The organism is Quisquiliibacterium sp. (assembly GCF_982640115.1).
The window spans coordinates 1-19,308 of record NZ_CEXFHW010000004.1 but is presented as its reverse complement, the minus strand read 5'-3'; the positions used below and the strand labels follow the sequence as shown (position 1 = coordinate 19,308).

Here is a 19,308-nt window from a genome sequence, read left to right as displayed (position 1 = left end):
GGCGTGCGAGCCTGCCGCCCCATGTCTGCCGTGACCGTTCCGCCGCGGGCCCTGGTGATGCTGGTGGTGCTCACGCTGGTCTGGGGCACCAACTGGCCGCTCTTTCCGCTGGCCCTGCAGGAGATCTCGGTGTGGACCTTCCGGTCCATCACCGCGCCCACCTCCGGCCTGATCCTGCTCGCGGTGGCCCGCCTGCGCGGGCTGCCCATGCGCATTCCGCGCGAGCACTGGCCGACCATTGCCGCGGCCAGCTTCTTCTACCTGGTGGTCTGGAACATCTGCAGCACCTACTCGGCGCTCATGATCCCCTCGGGCCAGTCGGCGGTGCTCGGCTACACCATGCCGCTGTGGTCGGCGGTCCTGTCGTGGGCGGTGCTCGGCCAGCGCCTGAACGGCCGGCTGCTGCTGGCCCTGGCCCTGGGCACGCTCTCGGTGGTGCTGCTGATGGTGCCCAGCCTGGGCGCCTACGCGCAGGCCCCACTCGGCCTGGGTCTGGGCCTGGTCGCCGGCCTGGGCTGGGCGGTGGGCACGCTCATCCTGAAGCGGCGGGTGATTCCGGTGCCGGTGATCGTGCTCACCGGCTGGCAGATGCTGATCGTGTCGCTGCCGGTGATGGCGATCGCGCTGGTCACCGGCGACCGCCAGTGGTTCATGCCGAACACCCAGTCGATCGTGCTGATCACCTACATCACCCTGATCCCGCTGTGCGTGGGCAATGTCTGCTGGTTCTCGATCGTGACCCTGCTGCCGGCGAACATTGCCGGGCTGTCGGTGATCATGGTGCCGATGGTGGCCATGGTCTCGGGGGCCTGGCTGCTCGGCGAGCCGCTCGGCCCGCTGCAGCTCGGCGCCATGGCCTGCTGCGCCGCTTCGCTGGCGCTGACCCTGGTTCAGCCGGCGCGCCAGCGGCCGGCGTAGACCGCGGTCAGGGCAGCCAGCACCTCGGGGCTGGCGCCCATCACCGGCCAGCGCTCCAGACGCAGCCCAGGGTGCCGCTCGCAGGCCTGCGCCAGCATCGGCGGCACCTCCTGACGCAGGTGACCGCCCTCGGCCCAGAAGAGCGGCGCGATCGCCACACGGCGCGCGCCGGCGGCCACCGCTGCGTCGATCGCCTGCGGGAGGTCGGGTGACATGAACTCCAGGAAGGCCACCGAGACCCTGGCATCGGGCACGGCGCTGGCGAGCAGCACCGCCATGGCATCGACCGGCGCGCGCCAGCCGGGGTCGCGGGCGCCGTGGGCGAAGAGGATCAGCGCATCGGCGCCATCGACCGGCGCGGCGAGGGCGGCGGCGGCGGCTGGGCCAGGGGCCTCGGACACCATGTCAGATCAGCCGCTCGTCAGGCCCGCCGATCTTGCGCATCGGCTGGCTGCGCGGGCTGGCCACCCGCAAGGGCACCTCGGTGCTGCCGCCGTTCCACATCGGATCCTCGATGCTGTCGAAGACCTCGCGCAATTTGTGGCCCCAGCTGTCGTGAAGCATGCGGAAGTAGGGATTGTTCTCGTCGATGCAGACCAGGCGGTCGGTCTGGAAGCGGTCGGCCTCGTAGACCACCAGATCGAGCGGCAGGCCCACCGAGAGGTTGGACTTCAGCGTGGAGTCCATGGACACCAGCGCGCACTTGGCCGCCTCGGCCAGCGGGGTGTCGGGGGTGATCACCCGGTCGAGCACCGGCTTGCCGTACTTGGACTCGCCGATCTGGAAATAGGGTGTCTCGGGAGTGGCCTCGATGAAGTTGCCCGCCGAGTAGACCTGGTAGAGCCGCATGCCCTCGCCGCGGATCTGGCCTCCCAGGATCAGCGAGACATTGAACTCCACGCCGGCATCCTTGAGCGCCGCCGCGTCGCGGTCGTGCACCCGACGCACCGCCGAGCCGAGCACGCGCGCCGCATCGAACAGGCTGCGCGCATTCCAGATGGTGAGCGGCTCGGCATGGTCGTTGTCGCGAAGCTCCTCGACCTGCAGGATCTCGCGCACCGACTGGGCGATGGAGAGATTGCCCGCCGACAGCAGCACCATGAAGCGGTCATCGGGGCGCTCGTAGACGATCATCTTGCGGAAGGTGCTGATCTGATCCAGGCCGGCATTGGTGCGGGAGTCGGACAGGAAGACCAGGCCGGCCCTGAGCTTGATGGCAACGCAGTAGGTCATGGCATGGGGGCGCACGATGGCGGCTGGACGAGGCTTACCCGGCATTATGCGTGACGGGTCGGGCCCGGGCGCGTGTGGATGGACATCGGCGGGGACGCTGCCGCAGCGGGTTATCCTCGCCGCCCCATGCCTGCATCCGTCCGACTCGACAGCCCGCGCCTCGCCGCCGCCGCGCTGCTGCTCAATGCCCTGATCTGGGGCCTCTCCTGGTGGCCATTCCGCTGGCTCGACGCCCACGGGCTGCACCCGCTCTGGTCCACCGCCGCGGTCTATGGGGCAGCGCTCATGCTCACCGTCGCGCGCCGTCCGGGTGACGCCCTGGCGGCGCTGCGCCAGCCCGCGCTGCTCGGCCTGCTTGCGTCATCGGGTCTGACCAATGCCTGCTTCAACTGGGGCGTGAGCATCGGCGAGGTGGTGCGGGTAGTGCTGCTGTTCTACCTCATGCCGGTGTGGTCGATGCTGCTGGCCCGATGGTGGCTGGGCGAGGCGCTGCGGCCGGCCTCGGTCGCCCTCGCGTTGCTCGCGCTCGCCGGCGCCATGCTCATCCTATGGGAGCCCGGCGCAGGCCTGCCGATGCCCACTTCGCTCGGCGACTGGCTGGGCCTGGCCGGTGGGGTGGGCTTCGCGATGACCAATGTGCTGCTGCGGCGGCAGGCCCATGACGCCCCGGGCGCGCGCGCTGCCGCGATGTTCGCCGGCGGCATGCTCATCCCCGCGACGGTGGCGCTGGTTGCCGGCGGGCTGGGGCATCCCGTGCCCCTGCCCCGGCCCGATGCCCAGGCCTGGCTGCCGCTGGCCGTGTTCGCCGCCGCCTTCATGCTGGCCAATCTCGCGCTGCAGTTCGGCGCAGCGCGCCTGCCCGCGCGGGTGACCGCGGTGGTGATGCTGAGCGAGGTGGTGTTTGCCGCGGTCTCGGCCGCCTGGCTGGCCGGCGAGATGCCGGGCAACCGCGCGCTGATCGGGGCCGCGCTGATCCTGGGCGCCAGCCTGCTGGCGGCCTGGCGTGAAGGCCGCGATCCCTGAGAGCCCAGTCGGACCGGGTGGCGGCAGCCGGGGCTGGCCGGGTTCGGGGCGAGGCCAGGCCCGGCTCAGGCGCCGTCGAGCAGCTTGCCGATGTCGGCCGCGAGTGGGGCGACGCCCTGGGCGTGCTTCACGAAGAGCCGCAGCCGGCCCGCCGGATCGAACACATAGCTGCCGGCGGTGTGATCGATGCTGTAGCTGCCCGGGGTGCTGCCGTTGACCTTCTGGTAGAAGACCTTGAACTCGCGCGCGGCGCGGTCGATCTCCTCGGGGCTGCCGCGCAGCCCGATGAAGCGCGGATTGAAGGCGGGCACATACTGCGCGAGCAGGGCCTGGGTGTCGCGCTCGGGGTCGAGCGTCACGAACAGCACCTGGACCTTGCCGGCGCGGTCGCCCAGCGAGGCCAGCGCCTGGGCCATCTCGGCCAGGGTGGTGGGGCAGACATCCGGGCACTGGGTGAAACCGAAGAACACCACCACCACCTGACCGCGGAAATCGGCCAGGGTGCGCGGCTTGCCGGTGTGATCGGTGAGCGCCAGTTCACGGCCGAAGGGTGCGCCGGTGACATCGGTGGCGGCAAAGCCAGGGCTGCCGCGCCGGCAGGCCGCCAGCAGCATCGGCAGACCCACGGCCAGCGCCAGAAGGCGGCGGCGCGGCGCCAGGCTAGAGGTAGTGGTCAAGCAGCAGCGCGCCGAAGATCGCGGCAAGGTACTGGATGGAGTAGCCGAAAGTGCGCCGGGCCAGCGCGTCGGAGTAGCTGCGCCAGAGCCGCCAGGCGAGCAGCAGGAAGTAGCCGCTGAGCGCGAGCGCGGCCACCAGATAGGGCCAGCCGCTCATGCCGATCAGGAAAGGCAGCAACGACACCGGCATGAGCAGCACGGTGTAGAGCAGGATGTTCAGCCGCGTGAACTCGGGGCCGTGGGTGACCGGCAGCATCGGCAGCCCGGACTTGCGGTAGTCCTCCACCCGATAGAGCGCGAGCGCCCAGAAGTGCGGCGGCGTCCAGACGAAGATGATCAGGAACAGCACCAGCGCCGGCGCGGCGACCTCGTTGGCCACGGCGGTCCAGCCGAGCAGTGGCGGCATGGCACCCGAGGCACCGCCGATCACGATGTTCTGCGGCGTGGCGGGCTTGAGGATGACGGTGTAGACCACCGCGTAGCCGATGAAGGTGGCCAGGGTGAGCCACAGCGTGAGGTCATTGACGAAGACATGGAGCAGCCAGGCACCCAGCCCGCCGAGCAGGCCCGCGAACACCAGCGTGCCGGTGGCGCTGACCCCGCCCCGGGCCAGCGGGCGCGCACGGGTGCGCGCCATGCGGGCATCGATGCTGCGCTCGATGAGACAGTTGAAGGCAAAGCCACTGCCGGCGAGCAGCGAGATGCCGATCAGACCGAAGACCAGGACCGGCCACGGCACCGCGCTGTCGGTGGCCAGCAGCATGCCGATGAGCGCGCAGAAGGCGGTGAGCAGCACGATGCGCGGCTTGGTGAGCTCGAGGTAGTCGAGCGCCAGGCGGCGCAGGTCTGGGGCGGTGGAAGACTGGGCGTGCATCCCGAAGCGGGGTGTGGCGCGCGCGGCTAGACGCGAAGGCGAGCCTGACGGGCCCGAAAGTGTAGCACCACGGTCAGGCCCAGCAGGACCGCAGCCCCGCCATTGTGGGCCACCGCCACCGGCAGCGGCAGGCTGAACCACACATTGGACAGCCCCAGCGCCCATTGCACCGCCAGCATGGCCAGCAGTGCGGCACCCAGCGGCGCTGCCCCCGGGGTACGCAGGGTACGCCAGCCCACCCAGCCCACGCCAAGCGCGACCACCACCGCGCCGATGCGGTGGGTGAGGTGGATCGCGGTCAGGGCCGGCATCGGCAGGAACTCGCCCTCACCGGTGCGGCCGAGTTCCCTCAGGAAGTGAAAACCATCCGGGAAGTTGACCGTAGGCCACCAGGCGCCCTGACAGGTGGGGAGGTCGGTGCAGGCGAGTGCCGCGTAGTTGGTGCTGACCCAGCCCCCCAGGAAGATCTGGCCCGCCACCAGGGCGAGTGCGATACGCGCCGGCCAGCGCAGAGCGGCCACCGGCTCGGGATCGACCCAGGCCGGCGCGGGCTGCTGGCGCAGCCAGAACCACAGCAGCAGGCTGAAAGTGAGCATGCCGCCGATGAGGTGGCCGGTGACGATCGCAGGCTTGAGCAGCAGGGTGACCGTCCACTTGCCGAACAGGCCCTGCAGCATGACGACACCCAGCAGCAGGAACGCGAACGCGGGCGACTGCCGCAGGGCCGCGCGTCGCCACACGCTGTAGATCGCCACGCCCAGGATGATCGCGCCGAGGAAGGTGGCGATGTAGCGGTGGATCATCTCGCGCCAGGCCTTGCCCATGGAGACCGGGCCGTGTTCGCCGCCCTGGTCCTGCACGGCCTGCGCGATGTGCTGGCTGGCGCGCGTGGGCGTGAGATGGCCGTAGCAGCCGGGCCAGTCGGGGCAGCCAAGGCCCGCGTCGGTGAGTCGCACCCAGGCGCCCAGCATGATCAGACACAGCGTGAGCACGACCGCGAAGCCGAGCACCCGCGAGAGGCTGGCACGGGCCCGGCGGGTGCGCTCGGCTGCGTCGGTGAAGGATTCGACCGTCATGGCGCTCACCCCACCCGCGACGCGCGCAGCAGCTTGGCAAGGTCCTTCTTCATGCGGCTGGCGTCAGGATTGGCGGGGAATCGCATCATCAGATTGCCCAGGGGGTCGATCAGGAGGATGCCGGGCGTCTGGTCTGGCGCCGACGCGGCCCGCAAGCTGGCCAGCGCGGCAGCGTCGGTGCGCAGCACCTGCAGGCCTTCATGGCCTTCCGGCAGGGTGGGCACCGGTGCGTCGGCGGACAGCAGCAGCACCCGCTCGATGCGGTCGCGGTCCTTGCCGGTGGTCAGCCGCACCTGTCGCATCACATACAGGCGCTGGGCACAGTCGTCGGCGCAGCGGCCGTCGGTGGTGGTGGTAAGCATGATCCAGCGGCCGCGGAACCGGCCGAGGCTGGATTCCCCGGAGGTGCCGGATGAGGCAGTTGCCGAAGCTTCAGTTGCTGGGGCGGCGGTTGCCGAGGCGGCGGTTGGTGGGGCGGCGGTTGGTGGGGCGGCGGTTGGTGTGGCGGCAGTTGCTGGGGCGGATGATGCCGAGGCGGCGGTTGAGAGCGCGGCGGGCGCCGGCGCGGGGGCCGATGACCTCATCCCTGGCAGCTCGCTCACGGCCAGGCCGGCCACCGGCACCTGCGGCTGAACAAGCTCGCCGTAGTTGGTACGGCCCTCGGGCTTGAGGAAGTAGTAGGCGAGATAGGACGCGATCACCGGCGAGGCGCACACCGCGAGGATGGCCAGCAGCTTGATCCGGTTGCGGCGGCGTGCAGCGGGGTCAGGCGTGGCGGGCGGAGGAGGCTGATCGGGCATGACGCAGAAGGCTCAGAAACAGGTACAGCGCAACCGCACCGGCGGCGGCGGCCATGGCAAACCACTGGACGGCATAGCCGCGGTGCTTGTCGACATCGGCGCCGGCAACCCGCCACTGCCTGACCAGTCCGTCGTCCACTCCGCCGGGCGCCTGACGCACCACGAACGGCAGCAGGCTCAGGCCTGACCATGCGGTGAAGACCGCCGGATCGAAGTTCTGCCAGAGGCGCTCGTCCGGCCCCGGAGGCCGCGCCGCCGCCAGCTCCAGGGTTCGGGCGAGCTGCCGTTCGGCCATGCCGGTGAGCGTGACCTCGCCGTCAGGGGTGGTGAGGGGGGGCAGGCGGTTGCGATCGACCGGATCGCGGGCCACCCAGCCGCGCAGCACCATCACATGCTCGGACACACCCGTGATTCTAACCGGCGTGAGCACATGGAAGCCCGCCACCCCCTGGTGGGTACGGTTGTCGATGAAGACGCTTGCCTGCGGCAGGAATCGCCCCACCACGGCCACCGGCACGCCATCCACCGGTTCGGGCAGAGGGTCACGCCCGATGCGCAGGGGCGCCTGCTGCGCGGCCTTGTCGGCCCGTGCCTGCAGCGCGCGCTTCTCGTCGGCGCGGCGCAGCTGCCATTGCCCGAGCGAGGTGGTGATGGCCACCACCGCAGCCATGCCGAGCGCCGCGATCAGTCGAGACCAGGCTCCGAAGGCCGAGGCCTGCCGACCCGATGGGCGTTCGCCTGCCGGGGATGTCGGCTCGGGGGGCGGTGCGGGGGGGATAGAATGCGTTCCCATGAAATGGCTCGTCGTGATTGCCTTCGTCCTGATCCTCGCGAGCCTCGGTTCTGCGATGGTTTTTCTGATTCGCGACCGCGGCCGCACCCGCAACGTGGCCAGGGCGCTCAGCTTCCGGGTGGGATTCTCCGTCCTGCTGTTCCTGCTGATCCTGTTCGCCCATGCGATGGGCTGGATACAGAGCACCGGCATCCCGGTCCGAACCGGCGGATGAGCGTTCCGGGCACCGGCGCCCGTCACACTCCCGGCGCGGCACAGTCACCCGCCCCGGCCCCGAAAATCCAGCCCTGCCCGGGCATCGATCCCTGAAAAGACGCGGGGCTGCGCGCGGCAGCCCCGGTGTCTCTGGCGCCCGCCAGGGGCGCCGGTTCGCAGCGCAGGTGGCAGGCTCCTAGAGCCAGTAGACCACCACGTACAGGCCAAGCCAGACCACGTCCACGAAGTGCCAGTACCAGGCCGCGGCCTCGAAGGCGAAGTGGTTCTCGGCGGTGAAGTGCCCGCTGAGGATGCGGAACAGCACCACGGTGAGCATGATCGCGCCCACGCACACATGGAAGCCGTGGAAGCCGGTCAGCAGGAAGAAGGTGGAACCGAAGATGCCCGAGGACAGCTTGAGGTTGAGGTCCTGGTACGCATGTGCGTACTCGAAGGCCTGCAGCGACAGGAACACCGCGCCGAGCAGCACGGTGATCAGCAGCCAGAACTTCAGGCTGCCGCGGTGGTTGTCCTTGAGCGCATGGTGGGCGAAGGTGAGCGTGACGCCCGAGGTGAGCAGCAGGGCGGTGTTGATGGTGGGGATCGGCCACGGCCCGATCGTCTGGAAGGCCTCCACCACACCCGCCGGGCCGAGATTGGGCCAGGCAGCCGTGAAGCCCGGCCAGAGCACCGACTTGTGATCGAGGTCGCCCAGCCAGGGCATGGTGATCACGCGGGCATAGAACAGGGCTCCGAAGAATGCCGCGAAGAACATCACCTCGGAGAAGATGAACCAGCCCATGCTCCAGCGGAAGGAGACATCGACCCGGTCATTGTAGAGACCACCCTCGGACTCGCGGGCCACCGCGGCAAACCAGCCGAACATCATGTAGATCAGCACGGCGAAGCCGAGCGTCAGCAGCCACGGGCCGTAGGCCGCGCCATTGACCCAGCCGGCGGCGCCCAGACCGGCGGAGAGCAGCGCGACGGAACCGACCGCCGGCCACTGGGAGGGACTGGGAACGAAGTAATACGGCGCAATGCCGTGGGACGCTGCACTCATGCGGTGTCTCCCTGGTGGATTCCGGAGCGGTTCTGGATAAGGGTGAGGCCGGCCCCCGAGGGGCGGCGGGAATGCGGACAGGTCATCGGACAACCATCCGCACGATGAGCAGAAGGGCCAGCACGAAGAGAGCCGCCATGCCGATGCCGGCGATGATCACATGCACCGGGTTCAGGCTGCGCATGTCAGCCTGGTGGGCGCGACTGCCCCTGACCCCGAAGAACGAGGCGCCGACCGCGCGCAGGGTCTGGCCGAAGGTGGCGCGAGCGTTGCGGTCCATCACGACCCCTGCACCGGGGCAGCAGGCGAGGGCTTCACGCCCGGCTGGCCGGCCACTTCGAAGAAGGTGTAGGACAGCGTGATGGTGGTGACATCGGCCGGCAGCTTGGGATCGACCACGAACACCACCGGGAACTCCCGGGTCTGGTTCGCTTCGAGGGCCTGCTGCTTGAAGCAGAAGCACTCGAGCTTGCGGAAGAACTTGCCCGAGCCATCGGGCGCGTAACTCGGGATGGCCTGGCCCATGGTGGGCCGGCCCACCATGCTGGTGAGTTCGTACACCACCGTGACCAGTTCGCCCGGATGCACCGTGACCGACGGCACCCGAGGCCGGAAGGTCCAGGCGCCCCGGCTGTTGGCATCGAATTCAACGACGACCGAGCGGGAAGTGTCCACCTGGGTGTTGCGGGCGAAGTCGGCAGCCTTCTCGTCACGCTGGGTCATGAGGCCCACGCCGGTGACCTCGCAGATCGCCCGGTAGATGGGCACCATGGCATAGCCGAACCCGAACATCGCCAGGGCGATGACCAGCAGCTTGACCGACAGATGCCAGTTGGCGATGGAGAGGTTCACGATCCGAACAGCACGCGGTTGACGATCACGCCCGCGAAGAAGACCGCCGCCACCGACAGCAGCACCAGCGCCGTGCGCAGGTTGCTGCGGGGTCTGATGGTGCTCATGGCGCGGCCCTCGACGCTCACTTGACGACCGGCGGGGTCTCGAAGGTGTGGAAGGGCGCCGGGCTGGGCAGCGTCCACTCCAGACCCTGAGCGCCTTCCCAGGGCTTGTCGGCCGCCTTCTCGCCACCCTTGATGCACTTGATCACCGCCCACAGGAACACCAGCTGCGACAGGCCGAAACCGAAGGCACCCACGGTGACCAGCGCATTGAAGTCGGCGAACTGCATCGGGTAGTCGGCATAGCGACGCGGCATGCCCGCCAGACCGAGGAAGTGCATCGGGAAGAAAGTGATGTTGAAGGTGATCAGGCTGAGCCAGAAGTGCCACTTGCCCAGCGACTCGCTGTACATGTGGCCGGTCCATTTGGGCAGCCAGTAGTAGGTGCCGGCAAACAGCGCGAAGAGCGAGCCCGCGACCAGCACGTAGTGGAAGTGGGCCACCACGTAGTAGGTGTCGTGCAGGGCGATGTCCAGGGGCGCGACCGACAGGATGATGCCGGTGAGCCCGCCCATGGTGAACACGAAGATGAAACCGATCGCGAACAGCATGGGGGTCTCGAAGGTCATCGACCCGCGCCACATGGTGGCCACCCAGTTGAAGATCTTCACGCCCGTGGGCACGGCGATCAGCATGGTGGCATACATGAAGAACAGCTGCCCGGTCACCGGCATGCCGGTGGTGAACATGTGGTGGGCCCACACGATGAACGACATGATCGCGATCGACGCGGTGGCGTAGACCATGGAGCTGTAGCCGAACAGACGCTTGCGGGCGAAGGTGGGGATGATCTCGGACACGATCCCGAAGGCCGGCAGGATCATGATGTAGACCTCGGGGTGCCCGAAGAACCAGAAGATGTGCTGGTACATCACCGGGTCGCCGCCGCCGGCCGCGTTGAAGAAGCTGGTGCCGAAGTGGCGGTCGGTGAGCACCATGGTGATCGCCCCGGCGAGCACCGGCATGACCGCGATCAGCAGGTAGGCGGTGATCAGCCAGGTCCAGACGAACAGCGGCATCTTCATCAGCGTCATGCCGGGTGCGCGCATGTTCAGGATGGTGGTGACGATGTTGATCGAGCCCATGATGGAACTCGCGCCCATGATGTGCATGGCGAAGATGCCGAGGTCCATGCCCGGGCCCATCTGCACCGACAGCGGGGCGTAGAGGGTCCAGCCCGCGGCGGTGGCGCCGCCCGGCACGAAGTACGACACGATCAGCAGCAGCGCCGCCGGGGGCAGCAGCCAGAAGCTGAAGTTGTTCATGCGCGCGAACGCCATGTCGGACGCGCCGATCATGAGCGGGATCTGCCAGTTCGCGAAGCCCACGAAGGCCGGCATGATCGCGCCGAACACCATGATCAGCCCGTGCATGGTGGTGAGCTGATTGAAGAACTCGGGGTTGACGATCTGCAGGCCGGGCTGGAACAGCTCGGTGCGCAGCAGCAGCGCGTTCAGGCCACCCACGATGAACATGGTGAACGAGAACCACAGGTACATCGTGCCGATGTCCTTGTGGTTGGTGGCATACAGCCAGCGCCGCCAGCCATGGGGATGGTCATGCGCGTGGTCGTGATCGTCGTGGTGGTCGAGCACTGCACTCATGGATCGGCTCCTGATGAATCTCGGGAAAAGGCGGTGCGGCCGGCGCCCGCAGGCAACCCGGCCGGCGCTCGATTACTTGCCGCGGGCGGCGAGGACTTCCTTGGGCTGGATGATGTTGTCCTCGGCCTTGTTGGACCAGGCATTGCGGGTGTAGGTCATGACCGCAGCCAGCTCGGTGTCGGAGAGCTGCTTGAAGGAGGCCATGGCCGTGCCGGCCTTGCCCTTGAGGAGCAGCTCGATCTGACCATCCTGCGGCCCGAGCACGAGCTTGCTGCCCTCGAGCGCCGGGAAGGCGCCGGGCACGCCCTTGCCGGTGGCCTGATGGCAGGCCACGCAGTTGGCGGCGTAGATCTTCTCGCCTCGGGCCTGCAGGTCGGCGACCAGCCACTCCTTGTTCGGGTCGTCCTGGCGGGCGAGGATCTCCTTCTTCTTGGCCTCGACCCACTTGCGGTAGTCCTCCTCGGACTTGACCTCGACCACGATGGGCATGAAGGCGTGGTCCTTGCCGCAGAGCTCGGCGCACTGACCCCGATAGGTGCCCACCTTCTCGGCGCGGAACCAGGTGTCGCGCACGAAGCCGGGGATGGCGTCCTGCTTGACGCCGAAGGCCGGCACCATCCAGGCGTGGATGACATCGTTGGCGGTGGTGATCACACGCACCTTCTTGCCCACCGGCACCACCAGCGGGTTGTCCACCTCCATGAGGTAGGTGGGGTTGGCTTCGCGCTTGGCACGGGCATCGGGGTAGTTCTTGTCCTCGATCTGCTCGCGCGGGGTGGCCAGGGTGGAGAGCAGGGTGATGCCCTCGCCCTCACCCTTCAGGTAGTCGTAGCCCCATTTCCACTGATAGCCGGTGGCCTTGACGGTGAGGTCGGCATTGGAGGTGTCCTTCTGGGCGACCACATCACCGGTGGCGATCACGCCGAGCGCGACCACGATGATGAAGGGCACGACGGTCCAGGCGATCTCGACCGAGGTGCTCTCGTGGAAGTCGGCCGACTGGGCGCCCTTCGACTTGCGATGGGCGAAGATGGAATAGAACATCACCGCGAACACCGCCACGAAGATGGCGAGGCAGACCCAGAGCAGCACGTTGTGGATCCAGTGCTGGCCGCGCGCGATGGCGGTGACCGGGTCGGCGATGTTGAGCTGGTTGACCCGCGGGCCGCCCGGCATGTCGGACACGGCCATGGCGAGCCCCGAGGCGCCCGAAACGAGCGCAGCGGTGGCCCAGTGGGCAAGTTTCTTGAGGATCATGCGTTCACCAGTGTGTCGTGCCATGTCTCGTTCCGAGTTCCCGTCAGCTAAACCTGCCAGCCGGCGATCGAGGCGCGCAGTTCACGCGCCAGCCGGGTGCGTTCGGCGTCGGGCACGAACCGCCCGACGGCCATCTCCCTGCCCGCAGCCACCAGCCGGATGAGCTCCCGCCTGGCGCCCTGGTACTCCACCCTCACCCACGAGGCCTGGCACTCGACCCGCGCCAGGCTGCCGCCGTGCAACCGTTCCACCAGCACGCTGCCATCCGCCAGGACGATGCGCTCGTAGTCGCCCGCGTGCCTGGCATGGACCAGGAAGGCAACCGCCAGCGCCACCAGTTCGATGCCCGCGAAGGGCACCACCAGCCAGGCACCCTGGGCCGCGAACACCGCCGAGATCAGCAGGGTGACGACACCAACGGCCGCAAAGCAGGCCGCCAGTTGCCGGGGCGACAGGGCGCAATTACGCCGCAGAAGCCACTGCTGCGAACCGGCTTGCGCCTGATGGACCCACCGATACGGCATGGCTGGACGAGAGGCGTACGGCCCGCGCCGGGGGCTCCGGCACGGCAACCGCGTGTTGCGCTGCATTATACGGGGGCTGATGGACTGGGCAAAATCCGCGGCGTCGCCGGACTTCCACCCGAGCCGTCTGCCGTCGCCTCCCGGGCGCAGCCGAGGTTCATTCCTCGCGGGGCCTGGGCACAGCCCCTGCGTCGTTGCGGTTAATGAAACGAACTGGCGCCAGGCCGGCGGGCAGTTTCTTCTGCGGCGGACACCAGGCATGGCCGTGGATGAGCTCCAGACCGACCGGGATCAGGCCCTCGGCGTCGCGATGGGCCGCGAGCGCGTCGAGCGCCCGCTGGAAGCCGGCGCGCCCGGCAAGGCCGCGACGACGGTCGGCCCGCGGATTGCCGCCGAGCGCCGCCCGCCACTCGGCGATCAGGTCATGCGGGCTGCGGTAGCCCAGAGCGATCCGCTCGGCATCCATCACCGGCTCGGCGAAACCGGCCGAGACCAGCGCATCGCCGATGTCGTGCATGTCCGGGAACCGGGCGGCGTCTGCCGCCATCCCGGGCAGGCCACGCAGGGTATCGACCCCGAAGGCCGACAACATCAGCAGCCCCCCGGGACGGATCACCCGGTACCACTCGGCCAGCACCGCCAGCGGATCGACAAACTGGTGCCAGGCGAGGTTCGACCAGATCAGGTCGGCGCAGGCATCCGGCAGCGGCAGCCGGTGGGTGTCGGCCGCCAGCAGGGCAGGCGGGCCGGCGGGGCGTTCGCCGGGCGTCGGGGACGACGGGGCGAGGGCCTGGCGCAGCCAGCCGGCCAGGCGGGCGGCCGGCCCGGCGCGCGGCGGCGCGATGCGGCCGTGCCGCAGCGCCGCGGGCGAAAGGTCGATCGCCAGGCACAGGGCCTGAGGGTAGCGGGCTGCCAGGGCCGAGCTGCCGGCCGCACGGCCGCAGCCCACATCGAGGACCAGCGACGGCGCGAGGCGGACGAAGTCCAGCCGCTCGAGCATGCGGCCATGGACCTCGCGGGCGATGAAGTCGCGCTCGGCCGGGTCGGCCGCGCGTCGCTCGGCCTGCAGGCGCAAGGCCTTGCGGTCTAGGTCGCAGGGTTCGAGCATCGCCCCGCAGTATAGGCGCGGCCCGCTAAGCTCCCCGGCATGCCCCGGCTCATCATGACCCGACTCGCCAAACCCCGTGTCGCCGCACCGGATGTCGCCGCACCGGATGTCGCCGCACCCCGGCTCACCGCACCCGGTGTCGCCGCCGGCCTCTGGCGTCGCGCAGCGCCTGCCCTGGGCACGGCCCTCGATGCCTGGCTGCCGAGGGCCTGCGCGCTGTGCGAGGGGCCGCTGCGCCAGCCCGGCGCGGGCCTTTGCCGGCACTGCCGACTCGCCCTGCCTGGCCGGGCGCGCGCGCGTTGCCCGCGCTGTGCGCTGGGCCTGAGCGCAACGGGCTGCACCGCCTGCACCGCGCAGAGATTCGCCTTCGAAGCCTGCTGCGTGCTGGCCGACTACGCACCGCCGCTCGACCGCCTGATCGGTGCCGTCAAGTTCGACCGCCAGCTCGGCCTGGCGCACGCGCTCGGCCGCGAGCTTCGGCTGGGCCTGGCCCCGGCGCTGCGAACGGCGCTGGGGGCGACGCCGCAGACCGCGCCGGGGGCGGCACGGCGGCACGCACCGGCAGCCACCAGCGAGGCGGGAACCCGCGCTGAGGCGGCGACCGACGGGCAAGCCGCCGTGGTGGCCGTGCCGCTGTCGGCCGGACGGCTGCGCGAGCGCGGCTTCGATCAGGCGGGCGTCCTGGCCCGCGGGCTTGCCGCCGGCCTGGGCCTGCCGGTGCTGCCGGCGCTGACGCGGGTGCGGGCCACCGAGGCGCAGTCGCGTCTCGACCAGGCCGCCCGCAGCCGCAACCTGCGCGATGCCTTCCGGGCTCGACCCATTCGCCTGCCGGCGCAGGTGGTGCTGGTCGACGATGTGATCACCACCGGCGCAACCGCCGATGCCGCAGCCCGGACGCTGATCGCCGCCGGGGTGCGGCGGGTGATCCTCGCGGCGGTCGCGCGAACCGCCTGAGCCGATACCGACGGCTCCACGAGCGCCTCGTCGACACGCACGCGGCCCGCAGAGCCACGCCGGCCAAGGCCGGCAAGCCCGACACCCACAAACCCCGGCCCGACACGGCCAGACAGCGCCGTCGTTGCCCGGACTGGCACCATGGCGGCCCGCGCCCATCGACCGCCCAGCCGTGATCCACGTCGTCCTCGTCCATCCGCAGATCCCGCCGAACACCGGCAATGTGATCCGGCTGTGCGCCAACACCGGCGCCAGCCTGCATCTGGTGCGCCCGCTCGGCTTTCCGATCGACCACGCCCGCATGCGCCGCGCCGGACTGGACTACCACGAGTTCACCCGCATGACCGTGCATGAGGACTGGCCGGCACTGCTCGCCGCCAGCGCCGGCGGACGGCTGTTCGCCCTGACCACCCGCGGCACGCGCAGGCCCGACGAGGTGCGCTTCGCGCGCGGCGACTGGCTGGTCTTCGGCAGCGAGACCGAAGGTCTGCCCGAGGCGGTGCTGGCGCAGTTCGCGCCCGGGCAGCAGTTGCGGCTGCCGATGCGTCCGGGCAACCGCAGCCTGAATCTCTCGAATGCGGTGGCGGTGACGGTCTTCGAGGCCTGGCGGCAGTTCGGCTTCGAGGGCATGGCGCCCTGAGAGGGCCTCAGCCGGCGATCGCGTCGAGCGTGGTCTCGATGCTGTCGGCGGCGCGCAGGGTGCGCAGATCGGCGTCGTGCACGAAGCCGGCCTCGACCATCGCCCGGCAGGCGGCAAGCAGCGGATCCCAGTAGCCCTCGAGATTGAACAGCGCCGAGGGCTTGGCGTGGTAGCCGATCTGCGCCAGCGTGAGCACCTCGAAGAGCTCATCGAGCGTGCCCAACCCGCCGGGCAGGGACACGAAGGCGTCCGACATGGCGATCATCCGGGTCTTGCGCTCGGCCATGTCGGCAACCACCTCCAGCCGGGTGAGGCCGCGATGCGCCACCTCGCGCTCCACCAGCTTGCGCGGGATCACCCCCACCACCTCGCCGCCGCCGGCGAGCGCCCCGTCGGCCAGCGCGCCCATCAGGCCGACATTGCCGCCGCCATAGACCAGCGTCCAGCCGCGGGCAGCCAGCGCCCGGCCGAAGTCGAAGGCCGCGTTCACCCAGCGCGGATCATTGCCGCTCTTGGCGCCGCAGAAGACGCAGACCGCACGCGCGGCGCCGCTACTCATGCCGCGGCTCGCGAGCCAGCAGGGCCAGCACCGCCTCACGGGCGCTCAGCCGGCCATCCATGACCGCCTGCACCGCCGCCGCGATCGGCACCTCGACGCCCGCCTCGGCGGCCTGGCGCAGCAGCTCGGCGGTGCAGGGCACGCCCTCGGCGACATGGCCGAGATCGGCCAGCACCTGCGGCAGCGGTGTGCCGGCGGCCAGTGCCATCCCGACCCGGCGGTTGCGGGAGAGGTCTCCGGTGCAGGTGAGCACGAGATCGCCCAGGCCGGTGAGCCCCATGAAGGTCTCGGGCCGCGCGCCGCGGGCGACGCCGAAGCGGGCGATCTCGGCCAGCCCGCGGGTGATCAGCGCCGCCCGGGCGTTGTGGCCCAGGGCCAGTCCGTCGCAGATGCCCGCGGCGATGGCGATGACATTCTTGAGCGCCCCGCCGATCTCGACGCCAACCACATCGTCGGAGCGGTACAGGCGCACCGCGCCGTGGTGCAGACCGCGCAGCGCCGCCTCGACCACCGGTGGCGGCCCGGCGACGGTGAGCGCCACCGGCAGCCCTGCGGCAACCTCCTGCGCGAAGCTCGGCCCGGACAGTGGCGCGCCGACCGCCTCGGGCCAGACCTGCGCCAACACCTGGTGCGGCAGGCTGCCGGTGTCGCGTTCGAGCCCCTTGCACAGCCACAGCAGCGGCACCTGCGCGAGGCGCGCACCCGCGGCATCACGCAATGCGGTGAGCGAGGGCCGCAGCCCGGCCACCGAGGTGCCGATCACCAGCAGCCCGTCGCGCGGACCCGCCTCGGCCAGGAAATCGATCAGCGCGCCGAGACTGGCACTGGCCTGAAGCGCCGACGGCAGGACGACCCCGGGCAGATAGCGCTCATTGCGGCGATCGCCTTGCAGACGGGCCGCCTGCAAAGCGTCGCGAGCATGCAGCAGCACGGCATGGGCCGCCGCAGCGTGCACGGCCAACGCGGTTCCCCAGGCGCCCGCCCCCAGCACGGCAATCCGCACCGCGCGCTCTCAGAGACCCCAGACGTCGGCCGCGCGCACCCAGCCGGCGGTGCCGTCGCGGTGGCGCACCCGGACCCAGCCCGAGACCAGGGCCGGGTCGAGCAGCTCAAGGGCCACGCCGCGATCGGCGGTGAACAGCACCTCGGCGCCTTCCTGCCCGGCGCTGCGCACGCCGGCCTGCAGACGGGTGACCACGGTGCGGGTGGCGGAGAGATCGCCGCGCTCGACCCAGGCGAGATCACCCGAGGCGTCGCGCACCTTGACCCACTGGTTCACCGTGGACACCACTTCGAGCGGCGAGTGGCGCGGCGCGAGCCAGAGCTTGCGAGCCTGCGGCGAGGGGGCGTCATAGAGGACGGCCGCCGCCACACCCACAGACCGGTACTCCGAGGCCGCCGCCGCCGCGGACAGCAGACCGCCGGCCAGCAGGCACAGGACGCGAACGGGCAGCGAGGCAGCCACGAACCAGTGCCGGCAGGCGGCTAGCGCGCCCCGTTGGGCACGTAGATGCCCGGCCGGGCGGCGGCCTCTTCGGCCTGCTGCTGCGCCAGGCGCTGCTGGTACAGCGCCTCGAAGTTGATCTCGGCCATGTGCATGGGCGGAAAGCCGGCGCGCTGGATGACATCGGCCACATTGGCCCGCAGGTACGGGTAGACGATGTTCGGGCACACCACGTTCAGCACCAGCGGCAGCTGCTCGTCCGGCAGGTTGCGGATCTCGAAGATGCCGGCCTGCTTGGCCTCGACCAGGAAGGCGGTGTTCTGGCCGATGCGGGTGGTGATGGTGACGGTGACGGTGGCCTCGTGGATGCCATCGGCCACGGTCTGGGCGCCGACATCGAGCTGGATCTCGACCGCGGGCGCCTGGGTCTCGAGGAAGACCTGGGGCGCGTTGGGGATCTCGAGGGAGAGATCCTTGAGGTAGATGCGCTGGATGCCGAAGACGGTGTCGGTGCTGGGCTGGGCGGACATGGCGGTTCCTGGAGAGAGGGCGGGCGCTCAGCCGGCCAGCAGGGGCACGAGGCCGCCGGCACGGTCGAGGGCGGCGAGGTCATCGAAGCCGCCGACATGGGTGTCGCCGATGTAGATCTGGGGCACGGTGCGACGGCCGGTGCGGGCCATCATCTCGTCGCGCAGCGCGGGATCGGCGTCGATGCGGATCTTGTCGATCTCGGCCACGCCACGCTGGCGCAGGAGCTGCTCGGCGCGGACGCAGTAGGGGCAGACCGAGGTGCTGTACATGGTGACTCTGGCGGTCATGGCGGGCTCCTGGGTGAGAACGGCCTGGACGGCGGGGGCTGACGGCGGCGGGTGATGGACGCGGCGGGCGGGGGCGGCAGCGCAAGCGGCGCGCCGGCTACTGCCGTACCACCGGCAGGCCGGCCTGGCGCCAGGCCTGCAGGCCACCGGCGAGGTTGAAGACCTGGTCGCGACCGGCCTTGCGCAGCACGCCGGCCGCACCGGCCGAGCGCTGCCCGGTGTTGCAGCAGACCAGCACCGGCTTGCCTGCCGGCAGCTCGCCAGCCCGACCAGCGAGCTCGGCCAGCGGTATGTGGCGTGCGTTGGGCAGGTGGCCGGCCTCGAACTCCTTGGCGTCGCGGATGTCGAGCACCACGGCATGGGCGTCGTTGATGAGACGGGTGGCAGCCAGGCTGTCGAGGGCCGGGCCGCCGGTGCGCCGCTGGATGGCGGGCCACAGCAGCATCGCGCCCGAGACGAACGCGATGGCGATGAGGACGATGTTCTCGGTGACGAAATTCACGGGCGGGGTAGGGCGACCAGCGGGAGGGACACGGCCGGCGCGGCGCGCGCGGCGGGACGGGCCGGCAGAACCGGCACAGGCCGAACGGGTACCCGGACGGCTTGTGCACCGAGTATAAGCCAAGCCCGGACGCCGACCCCGGTATCCTTCGGGTCTGGCGCGGCCATGCGCCGCACCCGCCCCCTCATCACCCCGCCCCGATCATGCCCCACACCCTCGTGCTGCTGCGCCATGGCGAAAGCCAGTGGAACCTCGAGAACCGGTTCACCGGCTGGACCGATGTCGACCTC

The 19,308-nt window shown here is 70.2% G+C and carries 27 protein-coding genes; 6 read left to right on the top strand and 21 right to left on the bottom strand.

Features of this window, described 5'->3' with window-relative positions:
- Nucleotides 1–30: 30 nt before the first annotated feature.
- Nucleotides 31–918: a DMT family transporter gene (locus tag AC2H6A_RS00960; protein WP_484271252.1), complete on the top strand. Its 888-nt coding sequence runs from the start codon at nucleotides 31–33 to the stop codon at nucleotides 916–918.
- Here the strand turns inward: AC2H6A_RS00960 and AC2H6A_RS00955 are convergent.
- Nucleotides 891–1,319, bottom strand: coding sequence for a sirohydrochlorin chelatase (locus AC2H6A_RS00955; protein ID WP_484271251.1), 429 nt, complete (start codon nucleotides 1,317–1,319; stop codon nucleotides 891–893). The two genes, AC2H6A_RS00960 and AC2H6A_RS00955, sit on opposite strands and share 28 nt — an antisense overlap.
- A 4-nt stretch (nucleotides 1,320–1,323) precedes the next feature.
- Entirely contained in the window at nucleotides 1,324–2,151 is an 828-nt protein-coding gene (locus AC2H6A_RS00950; protein WP_484271250.1) for a proteasome-type protease, read from the bottom strand.
- A gap of 126 nt (nucleotides 2,152–2,277) precedes the next feature.
- Here AC2H6A_RS00950 and AC2H6A_RS00945 point away from each other — a divergent pair, with 126 nt between their 5' ends.
- Nucleotides 2,278–3,174 carry a DMT family transporter gene (locus tag AC2H6A_RS00945; RefSeq protein WP_484271249.1) on the top strand — a complete coding sequence of 299 codons (897 nt, stop codon included), beginning with the start codon at nucleotides 2,278–2,280 and terminating at the stop codon, nucleotides 3,172–3,174.
- Nucleotides 3,175–3,239: 65 nt separating this feature from the next.
- On the opposite strand, the gene AC2H6A_RS00940 is transcribed toward AC2H6A_RS00945, so the two are convergent.
- The 5 genes from AC2H6A_RS00940 to AC2H6A_RS00920 are packed head-to-tail and all read right to left on the bottom strand — an operon-like array spanning nucleotide 3,240 to nucleotide 7,394.
- Nucleotides 3,240–3,788 (bottom strand): SCO family protein, encoded by a 549-nt coding sequence (locus AC2H6A_RS00940; protein WP_484271285.1) that lies wholly within the window; start codon nucleotides 3,786–3,788, stop codon nucleotides 3,240–3,242.
- 46 nt (nucleotides 3,789–3,834) lie between these two features.
- Complete coding sequence (gene cyoE, locus AC2H6A_RS00935) at nucleotides 3,835–4,725, bottom strand: heme o synthase (protein ID WP_484271248.1); 891 nt, start codon at nucleotides 4,723–4,725, stop codon at nucleotides 3,835–3,837.
- 26 nt (nucleotides 4,726–4,751) lie between these two features.
- Nucleotides 4,752–5,801, bottom strand: coding sequence for a COX15/CtaA family protein (locus tag AC2H6A_RS00930; protein ID WP_484271247.1), 1,050 nt, complete (start codon nucleotides 5,799–5,801; stop codon nucleotides 4,752–4,754).
- 5 nt (nucleotides 5,802–5,806) lie between these two features.
- Nucleotides 5,807–6,601 carry a hypothetical protein gene (locus AC2H6A_RS00925; RefSeq protein ID WP_484271246.1) on the bottom strand — a complete coding sequence of 265 codons (795 nt, stop codon included), beginning with the start codon at nucleotides 6,599–6,601 and terminating at the stop codon, nucleotides 5,807–5,809.
- A complete protein-coding gene (locus AC2H6A_RS00920; RefSeq protein WP_484271245.1) occupies nucleotides 6,567–7,394 on the bottom strand; it encodes an SURF1 family protein in 828 nt (275 codons plus the stop codon). Before AC2H6A_RS00920 ends, AC2H6A_RS00925 begins: the two co-directional genes overlap by 35 nt.
- On the opposite strand from AC2H6A_RS00920, the gene AC2H6A_RS00915 reads away from it, so the two are divergent.
- Nucleotides 7,393–7,608: a twin transmembrane helix small protein gene (locus AC2H6A_RS00915; protein ID WP_484271244.1), complete on the top strand. Its 216-nt coding sequence runs from the start codon at nucleotides 7,393–7,395 to the stop codon at nucleotides 7,606–7,608. The two genes, AC2H6A_RS00920 and AC2H6A_RS00915, sit on opposite strands and share 2 nt — an antisense overlap.
- 177 nt (nucleotides 7,609–7,785) lie before the next feature.
- On the opposite strand, the gene AC2H6A_RS00910 is transcribed toward AC2H6A_RS00915, so the two are convergent.
- The 8 genes from AC2H6A_RS00910 to AC2H6A_RS00875 form a co-directional block, all read right to left on the bottom strand.
- Nucleotides 7,786–8,652, bottom strand: coding sequence for a cytochrome c oxidase subunit 3 (locus AC2H6A_RS00910; RefSeq protein ID WP_484271243.1), 867 nt, complete (start codon nucleotides 8,650–8,652; stop codon nucleotides 7,786–7,788).
- Nucleotides 8,653–8,734: 82 nt separating this feature from the next.
- Nucleotides 8,735–8,932 (bottom strand): DUF2970 domain-containing protein, encoded by a 198-nt coding sequence (locus AC2H6A_RS00905; RefSeq protein ID WP_484271242.1) that lies wholly within the window; start codon nucleotides 8,930–8,932, stop codon nucleotides 8,735–8,737.
- Complete coding sequence (locus AC2H6A_RS00900) at nucleotides 8,932–9,504, bottom strand: cytochrome c oxidase assembly protein (RefSeq protein WP_484271241.1); 573 nt, start codon at nucleotides 9,502–9,504, stop codon at nucleotides 8,932–8,934. Before AC2H6A_RS00900 ends, AC2H6A_RS00905 begins: the two co-directional genes overlap by 1 nt.
- Complete coding sequence (locus AC2H6A_RS00895) at nucleotides 9,501–9,611, bottom strand: cytochrome oxidase small assembly protein (protein ID WP_484271240.1); 111 nt, start codon at nucleotides 9,609–9,611, stop codon at nucleotides 9,501–9,503. The genes AC2H6A_RS00900 and AC2H6A_RS00895 overlap by 4 nt, the downstream gene beginning before the upstream one ends.
- Before the next feature lie 17 nt (nucleotides 9,612–9,628).
- Nucleotides 9,629–11,212, bottom strand: coding sequence for a cytochrome c oxidase subunit I (ctaD, locus tag AC2H6A_RS00890; RefSeq protein WP_484271239.1), 1,584 nt, complete (start codon nucleotides 11,210–11,212; stop codon nucleotides 9,629–9,631).
- Nucleotides 11,213–11,284: 72 nt separating this feature from the next.
- Nucleotides 11,285–12,493, bottom strand: coding sequence for a cytochrome c oxidase subunit II (gene coxB, locus AC2H6A_RS00885; RefSeq protein WP_484271238.1), 1,209 nt, complete (start codon nucleotides 12,491–12,493; stop codon nucleotides 11,285–11,287).
- A 23-nt stretch (nucleotides 12,494–12,516) separates the two neighbouring features.
- Entirely contained in the window at nucleotides 12,517–12,993 is a 477-nt protein-coding gene (locus AC2H6A_RS00880) for a DUF2244 domain-containing protein (protein ID WP_484271237.1), read from the bottom strand.
- 157 nt (nucleotides 12,994–13,150) lie between these two features.
- Nucleotides 13,151–14,101, bottom strand: a complete 951-nt coding sequence (locus AC2H6A_RS00875) for a methyltransferase domain-containing protein (RefSeq protein ID WP_484271236.1) — start codon at nucleotides 14,099–14,101, stop codon at nucleotides 13,151–13,153.
- Between the two features lie 39 nt (nucleotides 14,102–14,140).
- Between AC2H6A_RS00875 and AC2H6A_RS00870 the strand changes: the two genes are divergently transcribed.
- On the top strand, nucleotides 14,141–15,055 hold the full coding sequence (locus tag AC2H6A_RS00870; protein WP_484271235.1) for a phosphoribosyltransferase family protein: 915 nt from the start codon (nucleotides 14,141–14,143) through the stop codon (nucleotides 15,053–15,055).
- Nucleotides 15,056–15,227: 172 nt separating this feature from the next.
- Nucleotides 15,228–15,695, top strand: coding sequence for a tRNA (uridine(34)/cytosine(34)/5-carboxymethylaminomethyluridine(34)-2'-O)-methyltransferase TrmL (gene trmL / locus AC2H6A_RS00865; protein WP_484271234.1), 468 nt, complete (start codon nucleotides 15,228–15,230; stop codon nucleotides 15,693–15,695).
- A gap of 7 nt (nucleotides 15,696–15,702) precedes the next feature.
- Here the strand turns inward: trmL and AC2H6A_RS00860 are convergent, their stop codons facing one another.
- The 6 genes from AC2H6A_RS00860 to AC2H6A_RS00835 form a co-directional block, all read right to left on the bottom strand.
- Complete coding sequence (locus tag AC2H6A_RS00860; protein ID WP_484271233.1) at nucleotides 15,703–16,254, bottom strand: LOG family protein; 552 nt, start codon at nucleotides 16,252–16,254, stop codon at nucleotides 15,703–15,705.
- Entirely contained in the window at nucleotides 16,247–17,257 is a 1,011-nt protein-coding gene (locus AC2H6A_RS00855; RefSeq protein WP_484271232.1) for an NAD(P)H-dependent glycerol-3-phosphate dehydrogenase, read from the bottom strand. The genes AC2H6A_RS00860 and AC2H6A_RS00855 overlap by 8 nt, the downstream gene beginning before the upstream one ends.
- Nucleotides 17,258–17,266: 9 nt before the next feature.
- A complete protein-coding gene (locus tag AC2H6A_RS00850) occupies nucleotides 17,267–17,719 on the bottom strand; it encodes an SH3 domain-containing protein (RefSeq protein WP_484271231.1) in 453 nt (150 codons plus the stop codon).
- A gap of 20 nt (nucleotides 17,720–17,739) precedes the next feature.
- Nucleotides 17,740–18,228 (bottom strand): protein-export chaperone SecB, encoded by a 489-nt coding sequence (gene secB, locus AC2H6A_RS00845; RefSeq protein ID WP_484271230.1) that lies wholly within the window; start codon nucleotides 18,226–18,228, stop codon nucleotides 17,740–17,742.
- 27 nt (nucleotides 18,229–18,255) lie between these two features.
- Nucleotides 18,256–18,516: a glutaredoxin 3 gene (gene grxC, locus AC2H6A_RS00840; RefSeq protein WP_484271229.1), complete on the bottom strand. Its 261-nt coding sequence runs from the start codon at nucleotides 18,514–18,516 to the stop codon at nucleotides 18,256–18,258.
- Nucleotides 18,517–18,613: 97 nt separating this feature from the next.
- Nucleotides 18,614–19,018: a rhodanese-like domain-containing protein gene (locus AC2H6A_RS00835; protein ID WP_484271228.1), complete on the bottom strand. Its 405-nt coding sequence runs from the start codon at nucleotides 19,016–19,018 to the stop codon at nucleotides 18,614–18,616.
- Between the two features lie 101 nt (nucleotides 19,019–19,119).
- Here AC2H6A_RS00835 and AC2H6A_RS00830 point away from each other — a divergent pair.
- Nucleotides 19,120–19,308, top strand: a 189-nt coding sequence (locus AC2H6A_RS00830) for a histidine phosphatase family protein (protein WP_484271227.1), incomplete at its 3' end; no start/stop codon positions are given.

Bases quoted from the DNA above. Each gene is read 5' to 3' on its own strand.
- AC2H6A_RS00950 (WP_484271250.1), bottom strand. From the start codon at position 2,151: ATGACCTACTGCGTTGCCATCAAGCTCAGGGCCGGCCTGGTCTTCCTG.
- AC2H6A_RS00945 (WP_484271249.1), top strand. From the start codon at position 2,278: ATGCCTGCATCCGTCCGACTCGACAGCCCGCGCCTCGCCGCCGCCGCG.
- AC2H6A_RS00940 (WP_484271285.1), bottom strand. From the start codon at position 3,788: ATGCTGCTGGCGGCCTGCCGGCGCGGCAGCCCTGGCTTTGCCGCCACC.
- cyoE (WP_484271248.1), bottom strand. From the start codon at position 4,725: ATGCACGCCCAGTCTTCCACCGCCCCAGACCTGCGCCGCCTGGCGCTC.
- AC2H6A_RS00930 (WP_484271247.1), bottom strand. From the start codon at position 5,801: ATGACGGTCGAATCCTTCACCGACGCAGCCGAGCGCACCCGCCGGGCC.
- AC2H6A_RS00925 (WP_484271246.1), bottom strand. From the start codon at position 6,601: ATGCCCGATCAGCCTCCTCCGCCCGCCACGCCTGACCCCGCTGCACGC.
- AC2H6A_RS00915 (WP_484271244.1), top strand. From the start codon at position 7,393: ATGAAATGGCTCGTCGTGATTGCCTTCGTCCTGATCCTCGCGAGCCTC.
- AC2H6A_RS00920 (WP_484271245.1), bottom strand. From the start codon at position 7,394: ATGGGAACGCATTCTATCCCCCCCGCACCGCCCCCCGAGCCGACATCC.
- AC2H6A_RS00910 (WP_484271243.1), bottom strand. From the start codon at position 8,652: ATGAGTGCAGCGTCCCACGGCATTGCGCCGTATTACTTCGTTCCCAGT.
- AC2H6A_RS00905 (WP_484271242.1), bottom strand. From the start codon at position 8,932: ATGGACCGCAACGCTCGCGCCACCTTCGGCCAGACCCTGCGCGCGGTC.
- AC2H6A_RS00895 (WP_484271240.1), bottom strand. From the start codon at position 9,611: ATGAGCACCATCAGACCCCGCAGCAACCTGCGCACGGCGCTGGTGCTG.
- ctaD (WP_484271239.1), bottom strand. From the start codon at position 11,212: ATGAGTGCAGTGCTCGACCACCACGACGATCACGACCACGCGCATGAC.
- coxB (WP_484271238.1), bottom strand. From the start codon at position 12,493: ATGGCACGACACACTGGTGAACGCATGATCCTCAAGAAACTTGCCCAC.
- AC2H6A_RS00880 (WP_484271237.1), bottom strand. From the start codon at position 12,993: ATGCCGTATCGGTGGGTCCATCAGGCGCAAGCCGGTTCGCAGCAGTGG.
- AC2H6A_RS00875 (WP_484271236.1), bottom strand. From the start codon at position 14,101: ATGCTCGAACCCTGCGACCTAGACCGCAAGGCCTTGCGCCTGCAGGCC.
- AC2H6A_RS00870 (WP_484271235.1), top strand. From the start codon at position 14,141: ATGCCCCGGCTCATCATGACCCGACTCGCCAAACCCCGTGTCGCCGCA.
- AC2H6A_RS00860 (WP_484271233.1), bottom strand. From the start codon at position 16,254: ATGAGTAGCGGCGCCGCGCGTGCGGTCTGCGTCTTCTGCGGCGCCAAG.
- secB (WP_484271230.1), bottom strand. From the start codon at position 18,228: ATGTCCGCCCAGCCCAGCACCGACACCGTCTTCGGCATCCAGCGCATC.
- grxC (WP_484271229.1), bottom strand. From the start codon at position 18,516: ATGACCGCCAGAGTCACCATGTACAGCACCTCGGTCTGCCCCTACTGC.